The sequence below is a fragment of the Pseudomonas shirazensis genome, from assembly GCF_014268785.2.
Taxonomy (GTDB): Bacteria; Pseudomonadota; Gammaproteobacteria; order Pseudomonadales; family Pseudomonadaceae; genus Aquipseudomonas; species Aquipseudomonas shirazensis.
On sequence record NZ_JABWRD020000002.1, the window covers coordinates 470,786 to 487,111 of the forward strand.

Annotated in this window: 13 protein-coding genes and 1 riboswitch; of the genes, 5 read left to right on the forward strand and 8 right to left on the reverse strand. The window is 62.4% G+C overall.

Annotated elements, in window-relative coordinates; translation table 11 throughout:
• Window positions 1–15: 15 nt before the first annotated feature.
• The 8 genes from HU736_RS13375 to HU736_RS13410 form a co-directional block, all read right to left on the reverse strand.
• Window positions 16–699: a YiaD family glycine zipper/OmpA-like lipoprotein gene (locus HU736_RS13375; protein WP_178080745.1), complete on the reverse strand. Its 684-nt coding sequence runs from the start codon at window positions 697–699 to the stop codon at window positions 16–18.
• A gap of 93 nt (window positions 700–792) precedes the next feature.
• Window positions 793–1,437, reverse strand: coding sequence for an MBL fold metallo-hydrolase (locus tag HU736_RS13380; protein ID WP_101322941.1), 645 nt, complete (start codon window positions 1,435–1,437; stop codon window positions 793–795).
• Between the two features lie 44 nt (window positions 1,438–1,481).
• Entirely contained in the window at window positions 1,482–2,174 is a 693-nt protein-coding gene (locus HU736_RS13385; protein ID WP_186701465.1) for a sensor histidine kinase, read from the reverse strand.
• Window positions 2,171–3,778: a tetratricopeptide repeat-containing response regulator gene (locus HU736_RS13390; RefSeq protein WP_103436064.1), complete on the reverse strand. Its 1,608-nt coding sequence runs from the start codon at window positions 3,776–3,778 to the stop codon at window positions 2,171–2,173. Before HU736_RS13390 ends, HU736_RS13385 begins: the two co-directional genes overlap by 4 nt.
• A 118-nt stretch (window positions 3,779–3,896) precedes the next feature.
• Window positions 3,897–6,614, reverse strand: a complete 2,718-nt coding sequence (locus HU736_RS13395; RefSeq protein ID WP_186701466.1) for a winged helix-turn-helix domain-containing protein — start codon at window positions 6,612–6,614, stop codon at window positions 3,897–3,899.
• A 219-nt stretch (window positions 6,615–6,833) separates the two neighbouring features.
• Window positions 6,834–8,198 (reverse strand): DUF1329 domain-containing protein, encoded by a 1,365-nt coding sequence (locus HU736_RS13400; protein ID WP_186701467.1) that lies wholly within the window; start codon window positions 8,196–8,198, stop codon window positions 6,834–6,836.
• A 26-nt stretch (window positions 8,199–8,224) separates the two neighbouring features.
• Entirely contained in the window at window positions 8,225–10,120 is a 1,896-nt protein-coding gene (locus HU736_RS13405; protein WP_186701468.1) for a DUF1302 domain-containing protein, read from the reverse strand.
• Between the two features lie 331 nt (window positions 10,121–10,451).
• Window positions 10,452–12,134: a fatty acid--CoA ligase gene (locus HU736_RS13410; protein ID WP_186701469.1), complete on the reverse strand. Its 1,683-nt coding sequence runs from the start codon at window positions 12,132–12,134 to the stop codon at window positions 10,452–10,454.
• Window positions 12,135–12,303: 169 nt separating this feature from the next.
• Here HU736_RS13410 and HU736_RS13415 point away from each other — a divergent pair, with 169 nt between their 5' ends.
• The 5 genes from HU736_RS13415 to HU736_RS13435 all read left to right on the forward strand — a co-directional run bounded on the left by HU736_RS13415 (window position 12,304) and on the right by HU736_RS13435 (window position 16,296).
• Window positions 12,304–12,879 carry an NAD(P)H-dependent oxidoreductase gene (locus tag HU736_RS13415; RefSeq protein WP_186701470.1) on the forward strand — a complete coding sequence of 192 codons (576 nt, stop codon included), beginning with the start codon at window positions 12,304–12,306 and terminating at the stop codon, window positions 12,877–12,879.
• Between the two features lie 80 nt (window positions 12,880–12,959).
• Window positions 12,960–13,349: a MerR family transcriptional regulator gene (locus HU736_RS13420; protein ID WP_186701471.1), complete on the forward strand. Its 390-nt coding sequence runs from the start codon at window positions 12,960–12,962 to the stop codon at window positions 13,347–13,349.
• A 94-nt stretch (window positions 13,350–13,443) separates the two neighbouring features.
• Window positions 13,444–14,409 (forward strand): 2-hydroxyacid dehydrogenase, encoded by a 966-nt coding sequence (locus tag HU736_RS13425; RefSeq protein WP_186701472.1) that lies wholly within the window; start codon window positions 13,444–13,446, stop codon window positions 14,407–14,409.
• Window positions 14,410–14,460: 51 nt separating this feature from the next.
• Window positions 14,461–15,459, forward strand: coding sequence for a methyltransferase (locus HU736_RS13430; protein WP_186701473.1), 999 nt, complete (start codon window positions 14,461–14,463; stop codon window positions 15,457–15,459).
• 39 nt (window positions 15,460–15,498) lie between these two features.
• Window positions 15,499–15,613: riboswitch (yybP-ykoY riboswitch) on the forward strand.
• A gap of 98 nt (window positions 15,614–15,711) precedes the next feature.
• Window positions 15,712–16,296 (forward strand): TMEM165/GDT1 family protein, encoded by a 585-nt coding sequence (locus tag HU736_RS13435; RefSeq protein WP_181003836.1) that lies wholly within the window; start codon window positions 15,712–15,714, stop codon window positions 16,294–16,296.
• Window positions 16,297–16,326: the final 30 nt, after the last annotated feature.

Consider the following 16,326-nt stretch of genomic DNA (forward strand, 5'->3'; position numbering starts at 1 on the left):
CAACCCCGGCGCAGATTACTGCTGATACTGCTGCCCAGGAATCGGCTTCAGGTTGACTTCAACCCGGCGATTCTGCGCACGCCCGTTGGCATCGGCGTTGCTCGCAATCGGCTGATCCGGGCCAAGGCCACGTACCGACACCCGCGAAGCATCCACGCCCTGCGAGGTCAGGTAAGTGCTGACCGCCTGCGCGCGACGCTGCGACAAGTCCATGTTGTGCTGGCGGCTACCGGTGCTGTCGGTGAACCCGACCACTTCAATGGTGTTTTGGTTGAACTGCTTGAACGAGCCGGCAAGGTTGTTCAGCGGGGTGTAGAAGCTTGGCGAGATGTTCGCCGAGTCGGTGGCAAAGGTGATGTTGCCTGGCATGATCAGCTTGATCTGGTCACCTTCACGCTGCACTTCAACGCCGGTGTTGGCCATGCTCTCGCGCAGTGCAGCTTCCTGCTTGTCGGCGTAGTAACCGTAACCGGCAGCGGCAGCACCTACCGCAGCCGCGCCGATCAGCGCGCCCTTGCCGCGGTTGTTGTGGTCGATCGCAGCGCCGGCTACAGCACCGGCCAGAGCACCCAGGCCGCCGTACTTGGCAGTCTTGCTCATGCCGCCAGAACCCTGGCCTTGGTTGTCATAAGGGTTCTGGCCAGCACAACCTGCCATCAGGGCAGCGGCAGTAGCGACGATAATCAGACGACGCATCATGGAAAGCTCCTACAGAAATTCAAGTGTGCAGTGATCGTACGTTGACCCCTGCCGGGGTTGGATCATTACCGGGCTGAATAATTCCATGAATATTCAAGCGCGTACGAAAGGATTCTCGCGCATCTCATCGCCCAGGCGCGTATCTGGGCCATGCCCGGCCACCACCACCGCGTCTTCATCCAGCCGGTATAAACGGTCCTTGATCGAACGAACGATAGTGCGCTGGTCGCCACCCCACAAATCGGTGCGGCCAATCCCGCGGCGGAACAAGGTGTCGCCGGCAATCAGCAGCTTGGCATCGGCAAACCAGAAGCTCATCGAGCCCGGGCTATGCCCAGGCGTGTGCAGGGCAACGCCACAGCCGCAGGCCAGCTCCTCTTCATCGGCGAGCCAGCGATCCGGTGGTGGTGCGGGGGTATACGGCACGCCGAACATCTGGCACTGCATCTCCAGGTTATCCCACAGCGGCTGGTCGTCCTTGTGCAGGTGCAAGGTCGCGCCGGTCAGCTCCTTGAGCCGGCCAGAGGCGAGAAAGTGATCAAGGTGGGCATGGGTGTGGATGATGCTGACCAGCGTCAGGCCGTGGGCCTGCAAGCGGGCGACGATCTTCTCTGGATCACCGCCTGGGTCGACGACGATGGCTTTCTTGCTCAGCGGATCACCGATCAGGGTGCAGTTACACTGCAACGGCCCGACCGGGAAGGTTTCGCGGATAAGGCTTGGGGCGGCGCTGGTCATGGGGGTTCTGCTCAGCTGAAGAATGCTGAACATGATACCTCGACTCAGGGCAGATAGAGCCTGAACAAACCGCCACCGAGGGCGCCACCGTTGCTGATTTCGATTCGGCCGGTAACGCCATTGCGCTCATGCAGGGCCGCAATCCGTGCCGCGAAGTACAGGCCCAGGCCAGTGCTGCCGGTGCTGGCGTCGAGGCCCTGAATGTAATCCTGCTGCCGCTCGAGCATGCGCTCGGGATAACCCGGGCCGTCGTCGTTGACGCTGATGATCAACTGCTCGCCTTCTTCTTCAATACCGATCAGCAAGGCGTGGCCGGCATAGCGAATGGCGTTGGTGAGCACGTTGGAGATCACCGAAGCCACCAGCTCGCGGTCGAAGAAGCCCAGCGGGCTGGCGCTTTCGATACGCCAGGTGGCGAGGATATCGCGGTGCTTGAGGATCTCCTGATGCGCCGCCAACTGCGCCTCGATGAAATCTTCCAGCTCGTGGTAGCCAGGGCAGATCGGCAGCTGATTGACGCCCAGCTTGTACAGCCCGAGCATCTGCACCAGCATGCCGTTAAGGTGGCCGAATTCATGCTCTATGACGCCCTGCTCGGTGCCTTGCCGCTGCGCTTCGGGCAGCCGCGCCAGCCACTGGTTATGCGCCTGGATCAACGCTGACAGCGAGTTTTTCATGTCGTGGACAGTTGAGGCGATCACTGTCGAGAAATCCAGCCCCGAGTTTTCCTGGTTCATGCGCCAAACACCCGCATATGCAGTTTTCGATAACGCTCGTAGCGGCTGTCGCTGGCGGGGATGCCGGCCACGCTTTGCAGGCAGCTGCGACACTCCAGCATGTATTCGGGCGAAGGCGACTCGCCGGCGATACGCAACAGGGCCTGAGCCGTGTTCAGGGCGATACTGATGTTTTTTGGCTGTAGCGACAGCGCTCGGCGGAACATCCCCAAGGCCTCGTCGAGCTGGCCGGCCTGATAGCAGCGAACCCCTTGGCGGTTGAGATCGACCGCTTCGGTCACGGCGCCCAGCACCGTTGGGTCGTCGGTCATCTTGGCTACGCTCTGCATGACCTTGGGGTCATCGCCGTAGGTTTCCACGCAGCCCTTGAGGATGCTGGTGCCGGCTGCCTCCTGGCCCAGTTGCTGGAGCTGCTTGGCCACGGTCAGGGCGGCGTCGACCGAGAAGAACTGGTCCATGTTGTCCAGCCGCTGCATGGCCTGCTCGGTCAACTTGGCGGCGGTTTCAGGGTCGCCGGCCTGTTGCAGGCTGGCCGCCTTCATCAACCGGGCGCGCACTTGCAGGCCCTGGTCCTCGCCGTTCTCCTTGGCCACCTCGCTGAGCACGGTGTTGATCTCGACCCGGGTGCGTGCGTCGAGGCCAAAACCTGCGTTCTTGCTCATCAGCGCCTGAGCCAGGCCAAGGTTGGTTTCGGCGTCCTTGTAGCGCGAGCTCTGGCCCTGGCTGACAGCATGACGGAAGGCCTTGGACGCGCTTTCGAAATCGTCGTTGCCCATCGCCAGCTTACCCAGCGCGGCCTGCCGGCGTACTGCCAGTGGCGACAGGCGCACGGCCTCCTCGAGCATGTGCTGGGCACGCTTGTTATCGCCCTGGGCGACCAGCACATCGGCCATGCCGTCATACAGCCCTGGCATGATCGGGAAGGCTTTCAGCGCCTGCTCGTACACGCCCTTGGCCTGATCGTTCTGGCCGCGTTTGTGCAGCACGCTGCCGAGCATCGAGTAGACCCACGGCTGCGGTCTGCTGGCGAGGATCGACGAGAGAAACTTCTCCAGCTCTTCGAAGCGGCCGAGATCGCGCAGGGCATCGGCGCGGTAGCGCAGGCACAGCGGGGCAAAGCGCGGGTCCTGCTTGCACAGGGCAGCACAGGCGGCCATCACTTCGGCCGGGCGACCGCGATCAAGTGCCTGCAGAATCGGCTTGAGCAGGGTTTTACGCTGCAGCAGTTTTTCCAGGCGCTGGGCCAGACCGACACGGTTGAACGGCTTGGTCAGGTAGGCATCCGGCTCGTGCTCGAGGGTGCTGAGAACGATGGCCTGGCTGCTCTCGGCGGTGACCATGAGGAACCCGCACTCGTGGCTGATCAACTTGTCGAGGATCAGGTCCTCGAGTACCTGCTGACCGTTCTTCTTGCCATCGCCCAGGTGAAAGTCCTGCAGGATGAAGTCATAGCGTTTCTGCGCGCACATGCGCAGCGCCTGTTCGCCGCTGTCAGCGGTGTCCACATCGCGCGCGCCCAGCTCGCGGAGCATGGAGCGGGCCGAGGTGCGAAAGTCGGTGAAGTCGTCGACGATCAGAAAGCTTTTTTGCCCGTACTGCAGCATCAACACGACCTGTCATGGCAGAAGATGGAAAATGACCCGAGGCGATGCGTGTCGCCGATCTGTTTATCGGCAGCAGGTAGAGAAAGCTGAGGGCGAATTCGCAGGCCGTGGGGCAGGCTCAGGGCAGCAGCCCTAGCGCCTTGGCCTTGGCTACCGCCTGGGTGCGGCGCTCCACGCCAAGCTTGCTGTTGATGTGGCTGGCGTGGGTCTTGACGGTGTGCAGCGAGATGAACAGGCGCTCGCTGATCTGCTGGTTCGAGCAGCCTTGGGCGATCAACTCAAGCACCGCCAGCTCCCGCCCGCTCAGGGCTTCGCCGGTGCCACTGGCAACCACCTGCGGCTGCGGCAGGCGCGCCAGCAGGTCGAGCTGGACGCTGCAGGCGGGGCGCGTCGACAGCTGCTCGCGCAGCCACAGCGGCTGTTCTTCCAGCAACCGTTGAAACGCTTGCAAGGCGCCACCCTGGGCGGCCAATAGCGCTTGCGGCAACAGGCTGGCAGCGGACTGCTCGCGGCCCTCGGTCAGATGTAGGGCAATCAGCTGGCATAAGGCGCTGGCCGCCAGCAACTGACCGCCACTGCCCTGGCCGCGCTCGACCAGCCTCTGCAGGCGCTCGACAGCCTGCGCCGAACGGCCCTGGACGCGCTCCAGCAGCGCCTGTTGCAGTTCGATGTGCAATGGCAGTAATGGGTGAAACTCCGGTGCTGCAGCGGGCTGCTCGCCGCCATAGGTCTGACCGAGCCGCAGCAGCCATGATTCGGCCAGATCGGTACGGCCTTGGGCCAGCCACAGCTCGCACTTCACCAGGGTGATCATCGCCAGGTAGAAGATTGGCGGTACATCCCAGATATGCATCAAGCGCTCGGCTTCGGCCAGTTCGGCGAAGGCTTCGGCATACTGCCCTTCGCGGCCATCCAGCGAGGCAATCACGCAGTGCCCGATCAGCACGCTGATATCGCGACAGGCGCGGGCCTCACTGAGGCCCGCGCGCAAGCGCGCGCGGCCCTGGGCCGGTTGCAGGTGCGCCGCGAGCAAATGGCCCTCGTACAAGGTCAGCCTGGCGCGCACCGCGTACAGCCGCTGCGCTGACAGATCCTGCAGGCGCAACAAGCCCTGACGCACTTCATCCAGCGCCCGGCGGATTTCCCCACGGGCGTGCAGCACCCGCGCCCGATCGTAATGGGCGAGTGCCTCGAACAACGGGTTGCCGATCCGCTGGGCCAACTCCAGCGCTTCGCGGTTCCAGCCACGCGCGCGCCAGAAGTCGGCGTCGGCAATGGCCAGGTTGGACAGCGTCGACAGGCACACCAGACGTTGGCCGTAGCGTTTGTTGGGCAGGCTCTGCAGCGCTTCGCTGCAATAGCTCAAGGTGCGTTCACGATCGCCGCGGCCGCGAGCGATCACGCCACTGAGCGCCAGCCACTGCGCCAGCATCGAGCGCTGGGCGGTGGCCGAGGGCGCCGGTAAAAACCGGCTGAGGTGCGCCGCCAGTTCTTCGGCAGCATCCAATTGGCAGGCCAGGCCCAACGCCCAGCTGTACAGCACGATCAGCCGCGGCGTGCTGATCAACAGGCTGTCGGGCAGGTCCATCTTCCAGCGCAGGAGCATGCCGACGTTCTGCTCGGCCAGCAGTTGCTCCTCGGACAGGCTCTGCACCAGGTCCGCCGCCACATCCAGATGGCCGGCGCGCAGGGCCTGCTCGACCGCTTCGTCAAGCAGGCCCTGGGCCTGAAACCAGCGGCAGGCGCGCAGGTGGAGATCAGCCAGCGGCGCGCTGTGCTGGCGGCTGCGCAGCAAATCAGAGAACAGATGATGGTAGCGATACCAATGGCCGTGTTCATCCAGCGGCACCAGAAACACCTGATGCGCTTGCAGGTAGCGCAGGATGCCGGCGCTGTCCTGACGTGCGCGCAGGGCGTCGCACAGCTCGGCGCAGAAGCGCTCCTGGCAGGCGGTTTCGTACAAAAACGCCTGCACGTCGGCCGGCAGGATATCGATCACTTCTTCGAGCAGGTAGTCACGGATCAGCCCTTCGCCGCCATGCAATGCCTGCGGCAAGGCATGTTCGTCGCCCGACTCGCTGGCTGCCAGCTGCCAGAAGCGCAGCCCCGCTACCCAGCCATCGCTGCGCTGGATCAGGTTGTCCAGTGCCTGTCCGCGCAAGCCGGTGGGCTGTCGGCCGAGCACCGCCAGCGCTTCGTCGGCAGTAAGGCGCAGGTCCTGCTCGTTGAGTTCGCTGAGTTGGCGCGACAGGCGCAGACGGGCCAGGTGCCAATCGGGGCGCTGGCGGCTGGTAATCATCAGCACCAGGCCGTTTGGCAGGTGATTGAGGAAGAACTGCAAACACCGGTCGAGCACCGCCCCCTGCGCCAGATGGTAGTCGTCAAGCACCAGCAGGATCGGGCTATCGCTTTGCAGGTAAAGCGCCAGCTCGTCGAGCAGGCCGTCGAGCCACTCTTCGAAGGCGAACGGCTGATGACGCTGGCGCATCTTCAACAGGCCCATGGCCTGCCCGCCCAAGGCCGGGCAGTACTGCTGCAAACCTTCCAGCAGCCGCTCGAGGAAGCGCCCAGGGTCGGCATCCCTTTGGCTCAACCCCAGCCACAGGCTGCGCCAGTGATCAGGCAAGGACTCGCAGAACTCAATCGCCAGTGAGCTTTTGCCGAAGCCGGCTGGCGCGTTGATCAGCAACAGCCTGCCAGACAGCCCCGCATGCAGACGCTGGCACAAGCGCCCACGGGGCACGTGGCCATCGGGCAACGGTGGCCGGAAAAAACGCCCGTCCAGCAGGCCAAGGGCCTGGCTGGTGTATCCATGCGTACGGGACAGATCAGTCATGGCCGGCTCGTTATGAGGGAGACATCAGCACAGCAGGTTGTTGCGAGACTAGCGGGTATCGCAGCCTATTTGAAGATGATGGGTGTGTTTATCCGGTAAAAGACTACGACAAAAAGCGACAGAGCTGATTTACGGCAACCCATCAGTGCGCACCTGAAATCAAAACGCCCCGGCGGGCCGGGGCGTTCTGGGAGTCACGCGGAGTTTTAGCTGCGTCGATTAACGAATACCGTCCTGGCGCAACGCTGCTGGCTGGAAGTCGGCCTTGCTGGCGGTGAAGCCAAAGTCATAGGCACGTTTTTCTTCGTTTTTCAGACCCAGGGCCAGGTAGCGACCCGACTGCAGGTCATAGATCGTCTCGAGGGTGTACCACGGTACCTGGTTGTTGTAATAGTCCTGAGCATGCGCTTCGGACACGCGCCACAACTGGTTGCGACCGTCGTATTGGTCGATCACCGAGGCTTGCCAGGTATCCTCATCGATATAGAAGTCGCGCTTGGCATAGATATGCCGCTGGCCCGGCTTCAAGGTCGCGACCACATGCCAGACCCGGCGCAGCTCATAGCGGCTAAGGTCCTGGTTGATGTGGCCGGGCTTGACGATGTCGGCGTATTTCAGGCTTGGCGAATCGAGCTTGTAGGTGTTGGAGGCGATGTACATCTCCTTCTTGCCTTCAAGCTTCCAGTCGTAGCGATCTGGCGCGCCGTTGAACATGTCGAGGTTATCGGAGGTACGCAGCCCGTCCGCCGCAGTACCCGGACCATCGTAGGACACCTGCGGTGCCTGGCGCACGCGGCGTTGGCCGGCGTTGTAGACCCAGGCCTTGCGCGGCTCCTTGACTTGGTCAAGGGTCTCGTGCACCAGCAGTACGGTGCCCGCCAGGCGCGAAGGCGCGGTGACCTTCTGTTTGAAGTAGAACAGCACGTTGCCCGGGTTGGCTGGGTCGTAATCTTTCAGCTTGTCGCGGAACACAAACTGGTCCGAGAACGATACCGGGCTGTAGGAGCCGTTGGGTTGCGGCGTGACCTGGGTAACCAGGCGCGTCACGCTGCCACCGCGATAGCGGGTGATATGGTTCCAGATCACCTCCACGCCGCTCTTGGGAATCGGGAACGGGATAGCCGTCTCGAAGTTCTCCAGGCCGTTGCCGCCCGCCACCAGATTGGTCTTGGTGGCGTTGCGCTTGATCGCGGCAAACACTTCATCCGGCACGGTCGAGCCGCGATGGGTCGGGTAGACCGGAATCTTGTAGGTCTGCGGGTAGCGCTTGAACATCGCGTACTGGCCAGGCGAAAGCTTGTCCTTGTACTGCTCGACGTTCTGCGCGGTGATGGTGAATTTGGGCTTCTCGCTGCCATACGGGTCAGACAGGAACCCCTTGGCATCGACGCTGCCAGCCGTTTTCGACAGCGGTTGCCAGGCCGTGATGGAACCGTCGGCGTTACCGGCTTTTTCCGCACCCATCGGCGTCAGGGTGCTGCCGAGTTTGGCCGCCTCGTCAGCGGAAACCGCAGCCATTACGCTGGTTGCCAGCAGGGACATGCCCAGTACACCGGCCTTCAGCAGACTTCTGGTCTTGTTCATTGGTTGGTCGTCCTGGATCAATGGGCTTAGAAGTTCACGCCGAAGCTGAGCGCAACGAAGTCGCGGTCATCCACGGTGGTGTACTTGCCGTCAAAGAAGTTGGTGTACGACAGGCTCGCTGTGTAGGTGTTCTGGTATTCGGCATCGAGGCCCAGGCTTACGGCCTTGCGCCCTTCTTCGAAGTTGGCGCCCGGGCCAGGAGAATAGCCGGACACGTCGTGCGACCAGGCCACGCTTGGCTTGAGGTTGACTCCAGCGAAGACATCGTTGTAGTCCCAGATCACGCGGCCCCGGTAGCCCCACGAAGTACTGGTGGTATAGCCATCGTTTTCGCACTTGCGGCTGAGGTTGGCGGTGGATGCGCCCGCCCCGGCGCCACCGATTGTGCTGTTATTGAGTGCCACACAGGTATCCGCGCCACCGGTCGCTGGCAGCGGCCCCGGGCCATAGACCGGGTCACGGCCATAGCGGATTTCGCGGGCGTTCTCCAGGCCGCCAACGTGAGTCACGCCGACTTCGCCGACCACAGTCATGCGGCTCGCGCCCATCACTTGATCGAAGAAGTGCGTCAGAGTGGTCTGGAACTGGGTGATTTCCTTGCGGCGGTAGCCGTGCAAGTCCTGGCCAGGGGTGCCATTGAGCAACGATGCGTTGGCCAACGCGCCGCCGATCGGACGTACGCCGGAGAACAAGATATCGGTAGTGTTGAGCTGCACAGGCGCGTTTGGCCGATAGCTGACTTCACCGCTCCAGGCGGTACCGGTTGGCAGCGTGGTGGAGAAGCTCAAACCGTACAGGCGGATGTCTTCCGGGTACTCGACGAAGTATTTCGAGTTGCCCGCAACGATCAGCGGCGCCAGACCCTGCAGCGGTGGCGGCAAACCGGCGAGGCCAGCGAACACCGATGGATCGGCACCGGTGGCACTGAAGATCGGCGCACGGCTGTGATAATTCATGAAGTAGGCGCCGAACTCGGTGTCCAGCGGCTCGAACATGTAGCGCAGCGCGACCCCGAACTGGCCACTGTCACGGGCATCGCGGTCAGCACTGCGCCGCACAAGCACGCCTTCGTCGTTGTAGTTCACCCCGCTCCCGGCCAGGATGCCCTGCGCTATAGGTGGCAGCCCGCTCAAAGTTCGCCCACTGCTGAGCACCCGCAGATTGTCGGTACAGCCGTCGGCAATAATGTCCGGCTGAGAGAAGAAGGTGCCGCAGTTATCGACAACCGTCTGGTCCCATTCCAGCTGGTAGAAGGCCTCGGCCGAGAGGTTGTCGGTCAGGCTCTGCGAGATATAGAACATGTTGACCGGGATCAGGCCTTCTTTGATCTCGGCGCCAGGACGGCGGAAGGCAGCCACGTCAATCGGGTTGATCGAGTTGATGCCACCGCCAATGAAGGTGCTTTCACCCCAGCTGACTACCTGCTTGCCGAAACGCACCGAACCGGGTTGGTCGGCAATCGAGTAGTTGTGATAGACAAACGCATCGAGCAGCTCGGCCCCAGAGGACTTGGCGCCTTCCTTGCGGTTGGAATCGCTGATGTCCTTGAACTCGCGGTGTTCATCCTTGAGCTCGAAGTCATACCAGTACTTGCCCCGGACGAAGATGCCGGTGTCGCCGTACTTCAGTTCGAGGTCATGGATGCCCTTGAAGATTTTCGAGAAGGTCTCACCGCGCTTGAAGTTCAGGTGGCCATCGTCGGAGGTCTGCGAAAGCCCTTTGCCGCCATTGTTGACGCCGATCAGGTTTTTGTTCGGGCTGGCTGTCGACCAACTGGCGCCGACCGACAGCGACGAATCGAACTGGCCTTCGATTTCACCGATGTTGAAACTGACAGCGAATGCAGGGCTTGCGAGCGTAGAAGCGAGGCTGACGGCAAAGGGCAGTCTTGCCCGACGCCAGAACGGGTGTGCAGATTTCATCGACGCTACTCCATGTTCTTTTTTGTTATGGCAGTGAGTCCTTGCAGAAACGGTCCGGCTGACCGGTAGGCAGGCTTGCACCTGCGACGCTGCGAGTTGCACGCAGCGCTCCCCCTCCGTTTCTGAAAACCCCTGGCCCCGACTATAGCCAGCAGGCTCGGACGCTAGATCCCTCTAAAGTGTGATTTGCGTTCCGTGCCCGTCGCTCGCCCCGATCTGGTCCGGTGTGCGAGCTGACAGTGCTCTAGCATGGCGCAATTTTCCCATTTGACAAGGCGCCATCCTCTCTGCAATGCGGGTCGCGCCTAATTCGCCGATGACCCGCTGCGCTTCACAGGGTCGACAGGAACGCGCTGTTGCTGGCCTGCCATTCGACGATGTCGAGGCGGATGCGCTTCTTGTCCAGCTTGCCGACGCTGGTCTTGGGAATTTCCGTAACAACGGCAATCTGGCTGGGAATCGCCCACTTGTTGATATGACCTTGCTCGACGAACGGTTTGAGATGTTCTTTGAGCGCACGGGCTTCAAGGCTCTGCCCGTCGCGAACAACCAGCAGGGCAAACGGACGCTCGCCCCACTGTGGATCGGCGACACCGACCACTGCCACTTCACGCACCGCCGGATGGCGGCTGATCAAGTCTTCAAGGTCGAGCGAGGAAATCCATTCACCGCCGGTCTTGATCACATCCTTGATGCGGTCGCGGATGTCGATATAGCCCATGCCGTCTAGGGTGGCGACGTCTCCGGTATGCAGCCAGCCGCCAGCCCACAGCTCGGTGCTTTTTTCCGGCTCCTTGAAATACCCCATCGACAGCCACGGCGCCCGCAGCACCAGTTCGCCCTGGGTCTCACCATCGGCCGGGAGAAAATTGCCATCGCAGTCGACAATCGCGGTTTCCACCAGCGGCACCGGTACCCCGGCCTTGATCCGATAGCTGACCCGCTCGTCATCGCCGCCGGCCTGCAGCTCTTCGTTGATGTGCGCAGCGGAGATCAGCGGGCAGGTTTCGGACATGCCGTAGGCTGCAGTGAGCTGAATACCACGGGCCAGCGCGTCTTGATACAGCGCACGATTGAGCGCACTGCCGCCAATGATGATCTTCCAGCCGCCGAAGTCCTGGCCCTGGGACGCCGGGCAATTGAGCAGCATCTGCAGGATGGTCGGTACGCAGTGGGAGAAGGTGACCTTCTCTTCACGCCAGAGCTTGACCAGCATGTCCGGCTCGTATCGGCCAGGGTAGACCTGCTTCATGCCCATCAGCGTGGCTGCGTACGGGATACCCCAGGCGTGAACGTGGAACATCGGCGTGATCGGCATGTACACGTCATCGCTGCCGAGCAGGCGCACGCTGTCGATGCTGCCCAGTACCGAAGTTTCCGCCAGGGTATGCAGCACCAGTTGCCGATGGGTGAAGTACACGCCCTTAGGGTTGCCGGTGGTGCCGGTGGTGTAAAACATGGTCGCCACCGAGTTTTCGTCGAAATCAGGGAAGACGTACTGCGGGCTGGCGGCGGCCAGCAGTTGTTCGTACTCGCCGACCAGGTTCGGCAGTTCGGCGCGCTTGTCCGGGCCGTCGGTCAGCAGCAGGGTCTTTTCAACCGTGGTCAGCTGCCCGGCGATGCCTTGGTACAGGCCGATGAAATCGCTGTTGACCAACACCAGTCGGTCCTCGGCGTGGTTCATGGTGTAGAGGATCTGCTCGGGTGACAGGCGCACATTGATGGTGTGCACCACCGCGCCGATCATTGGTATGGCAAACATGCATTCCAGGTAACGATGGCTGTCCCAGTCCATCACGGCGACGGTATCGCCCGGCTTGACCCCGGCCTCGCTAAGCACATTGGCCAAGCGCGCAATGCGCTCGACCAGTTGTGGATAGGTCAGGCGCAACTGGTCACGGTAGACGATCTCGCGGGTGCGCTCGTAGCGGCTGCCAGACAACAGCAGGCGCTTGATCAGCAGCGGGAATTGGTAAGCACCTTCAGCGGGTTGGATGATGCGCGTCTGCAGCATGGTTATCCCTTTTTCGAGTCGGGCGAGGTCAGGCGGTTACTCTAGAGCGCAGATGTGACAGCCAAATCAGCCGAAGGAATGATTTGCGCGGCGCGGGTATGAGTGCCGCTGTTGACTCTACCGCTAGGGGCAGGCCTTAGCCTCGTTGGCTTGATTGAGTGGAGCTGACATGAGCAAACGTATTCTGGTGATCCTCGGCCACCCCGCCGCGGACAGCTTTTGCGCCGCATTGGGCCAGGCCTACATCCTCGCCGCCGGCGAGGCCGGGCATGCCGTGCGTATTCTTGACCTGCCGAAGGCGACCTTCGACCCGGTACTGCACCACGGCTATCGGCAGATCCAGCCGCTGGAACCGGACTTGCGCCAGGCCCAGGAGGACATCCTCTGGGCCGAACAACTAGTATTTGTCTTTCCGATCTGGTGGGGCGCTACCCCGGCGTTGCTCAAGGGCTTTTTCGACCGTACTTTCCTGCCTGGTTTTGCCTTCAAGTACCGCGAAGACTCGCCATTCCCTGAGCAACTGCTCAAAGGCCGCACCGCCCATTTGCTGGTGACAATGGACACGCCGCCCTGGTACTACCGTTGGGTCTATCGCATGCCTGGCCTGCATCAGATGCGTAAGACCACCCTGGCCTTCTGCGGCATCAAGCCGACCCGCACCCTGACGTTCGGGCCGCTACTCGGCTCCAGTACCAGCCAGCGCGAGCGTTGGTTGCTGCAGGCCCGCAAGCTGGCCGCCAGCTAGCCACGTAGACGCGTTCAGCTGCTTGTGTAAGATGAATCGCCAGCCCAGGCTGGCGCATCGATCACGCAAGGAAGCCCCCCATGTACATCGGAAAAGCAGCCCAACTTGCGGGCACCAGCGTCAAATCGATCCGTCACTACGAGAAGCTCGGCCTGCTGCCCGAGCCGCAACGCGCAGGCAACTACCGGATCTACAGCGAACAGAGCGTAGATCGCCTGCGCCTGATCAAATGCGCGCAGCAACTTGGATTCAAGCTGAAAGAGATGCAGGCCATCCTGAAGCCTTACCCAGAGGGTCAGATTCCCTGGCTGCAGGTGCAGAAGGCGCTCGCCGACAAGAAAGCTGCAGTTCGCGCACAGATCACCTCCTTGCAGGGGCTGCACGCGGCGCTGGAAGCATTCGAGCACGAAACTGCTGACGCCCTCTGCACGCTGCAGCCAGAGATCGGGGCAGCGGCCAAGGTCGCATGACAGAGTTCAATTAGTCGACATGCGTTTTTTCACCTGATTCTGTAGGGTCTATTACCCTCCCCTTCGCGCACGCTGCCAGAGCACAGGACAAACCATGACCTCCAGCCACACTGCTGTATTTCTCGACCATGACTCACTGGACCTCGGCGACCTCGACCTAAGCGCGCTCAGGGCCTGCTTCGGCACTCTTACGCTACACGGCGCGACCGCGCCGGAGCAGGTTGCCGAACGCCTGCAGGGCGCTACTGTGGCAATCAGCAACAAGGTGCTGCTGGATGCAGACGTACTGGCGGCCAACCCGCAGTTGCAACTGATCCTGGTGGCTGCAACCGGCACCAACAACGTCGACCTGAATGCCGCGCGTGCCCAGGGCATTATCGTGTGCAACTGCCAGGGCTACGGCACTCCCTCGGTGGCGCAGCACACCCTGGCCTTGCTGCTGGCGCTGGCGACCCGCCTGTGCGACTACCAGCGCGCGGTCGCCGACGGTCAATGGGCCAAGGCCAGCCAGTTCTGCCTGCTCGACTTCCCTATCGTCGAACTTGAAGGCAAGACCCTCGGCCTGCTCGGCCACGGCGAGCTGGGCGGCGCGGTGGCACGCCTGGCCGAGGCCTTTGGCATGCGCGTTCTGAGCGGGCAGATCCCCGGTCGCCCTGCACGTGCCGAGCGCCTGCCGCTGGACGAACTGCTGCCGCAGGTCGATGCGTTGACCCTGCATTGCCCGCTCAATGAACACACCCGGCACATGATCAGCCACCGTGAACTGGCCCTGCTCAAGCCCGGCGCGTTGGTGGTCAACACCGCCCGCGGCGGCCTGATCGATGAACAGGCCTTGGCCGACGCCCTGCGCAGTGGCCATCTGGGCGGCGCGGCGAGCGACGTGCTCAGCGTCGAGCCACCGGTCAACGGCAACCCGCTGCTGGAGGCGGACGTGCCACGCCTGATCGTTACTCCGCACAGTGCCTGGGGCGCGGTCGAGGCACGGCAGCGCATCGTTGGGCAGCTCAGCGAAAACGCCCAGGCGTTCTTCGCCGGCACGCCGCGCCGCGTGGTCAGCTGAGCCAAGCCCGCCTCTGCTACACTGCGCGACTTTTTTCAGGAGGCGTCGTCCATGGACCCGCGCAGTGAAGTGTTGCTCCGTCAGGCGGAGTTGTTCCAGGGTTCGGTGCTGCTTGCCGGCCTGCCCGCCGACGATCTGCTCGGCCAACTGCCGCAAGCCCACGGCTGGACCTGGCACGCCGGCGACCAGGCCCTGCTCGAAGCGCGCTTTGCCGGGCGCAACCAGCATGGCGTCGAGCCGCCGCAGGTGCCGTTCGATGCCGCGGTAGTGTTTATGCCGAAGTCGCGCGAACTGGCCGCCTACCTGCTCAACGCCCTGGCTTCGCGCCTGGCTGGCCGTGAGCTGTATCTGGTCGGTGAAAAGCGCGGCGGGATCGAAGGCGGCGCCAAGCTGCTGCAAGCCTTCGGTAAGCCGCGCAAGCTCGACAGTGCGCGCCACTGCCAGCTGTGGCAGGTAACCGTCGACAACGCCCCGGCCGCCACCCCACTGGAAAGCCTGGCTGAACGCTTCGAACTGCCGCTGGCCGATGGTCCGCTGCAGATCGTCAGCCTGCCCGGGGTGTTCAGCCATGGCCGGCTGGACCGCGGCACCGCCCTGTTGCTTGAACATCTGGACGGCCTGGCGGTTGGCCAGGTACTCGACTTCGGCTGCGGCGCGGGCGTAATTGGCTCGATCGTCAAGCGCCGTTATCCGGACAGCCAGGTAACCATGCTCGACGTCGATGCCTTCGCGGTGGCCAGCAGCCGCCTCACCCTTGCCGCCAACGGCTTGCAAGCTGAAGTCATCAGTGGCGATGGGATCGATGCTGCACCGCGTGATCTGCAGGTAATCCTGAGCAATCCGCCGTTCCATACCGGCGTCCACACTGACTATAACGCCTCGGAAACACTGCTGAAAAAATCGGCTGAACATCTGCGATCAGGTGGCGAACTTCGCCTTGTTGCGAATACCTTTCTGCGCTATCAACCGTACATCCAGCAGGCCTTGGGCAACTGCAAGACGCTGATCGAAGAGCAGGGTTTCAGGATTTACCAGGCAAAACGCGGATAGGAAATAGCGCTTGCCCAAACGGATTTGCCTAGGCAGAATCCGCTCCGTCCTAGGGGAGTAGTCTCCCGCAAGCACTCAAGCTTGCCCGGTACGCGTCAACATACTTGGTCCTCAGACCATGGCGCGTACGACCTACGGTCCGCACAGACGGACCCAGGGTTTGACAAGACCTATGACACGCACACCTTACCCGGGGCGGGAAGGCTGTACGTGTCATAGCCGTGTCGACCCGCCCCCGTAGGAACCCTGATGCTGGAATCCCTTCTCGTACCAACCGCCATCGTTGCGCTCGCCGAAATCGGCGACAAGACGCAACTGCTCGCGCTCATCCTTGCTGCCCGCTTTCGAAAACCCTGGCCGATCATCGCCGGTATCGTTGTCGCCACCCTCGCCAACCACGCTGCGGCAGGTGCAGTAGGGGCGTGGGTAAGTGGGTTCTTCAGCGAGTCGGTGTTGCACTGGGTGCTGGCCGCAAGCTTTGTCGCAACCGCGTTGTGGACTCTGGTGCCGGACAAGATGGACGACGACGAAAGCAGCGCAGCACGACGCTTCGGGCCGTTCGTGACGACCTTGATTGCGTTCTTCCTGGCCGAGATCGGCGACAAGACTCAGGTCGCCACCGTGATGCTGGCGGCGCAGTATCCGCACCTGATCATGGTGATTATCGGTACCACCCTGGGCATGTTGATTGCCAACGTACCGGTGGTATTGGCGGGTAACTTTGCGGCGGAGAAGTTGCCGCTGACACTGATTCGGCGCCTGGCTGCCACGGCGTTTGTGGTGCTGGCGATCGTCGCGGTGTATTCGGCGATGAAGAGCAGTGGCTGGATTGGTTGATTCAGCAGGGATTTTGGGGCTGCTTCGCAG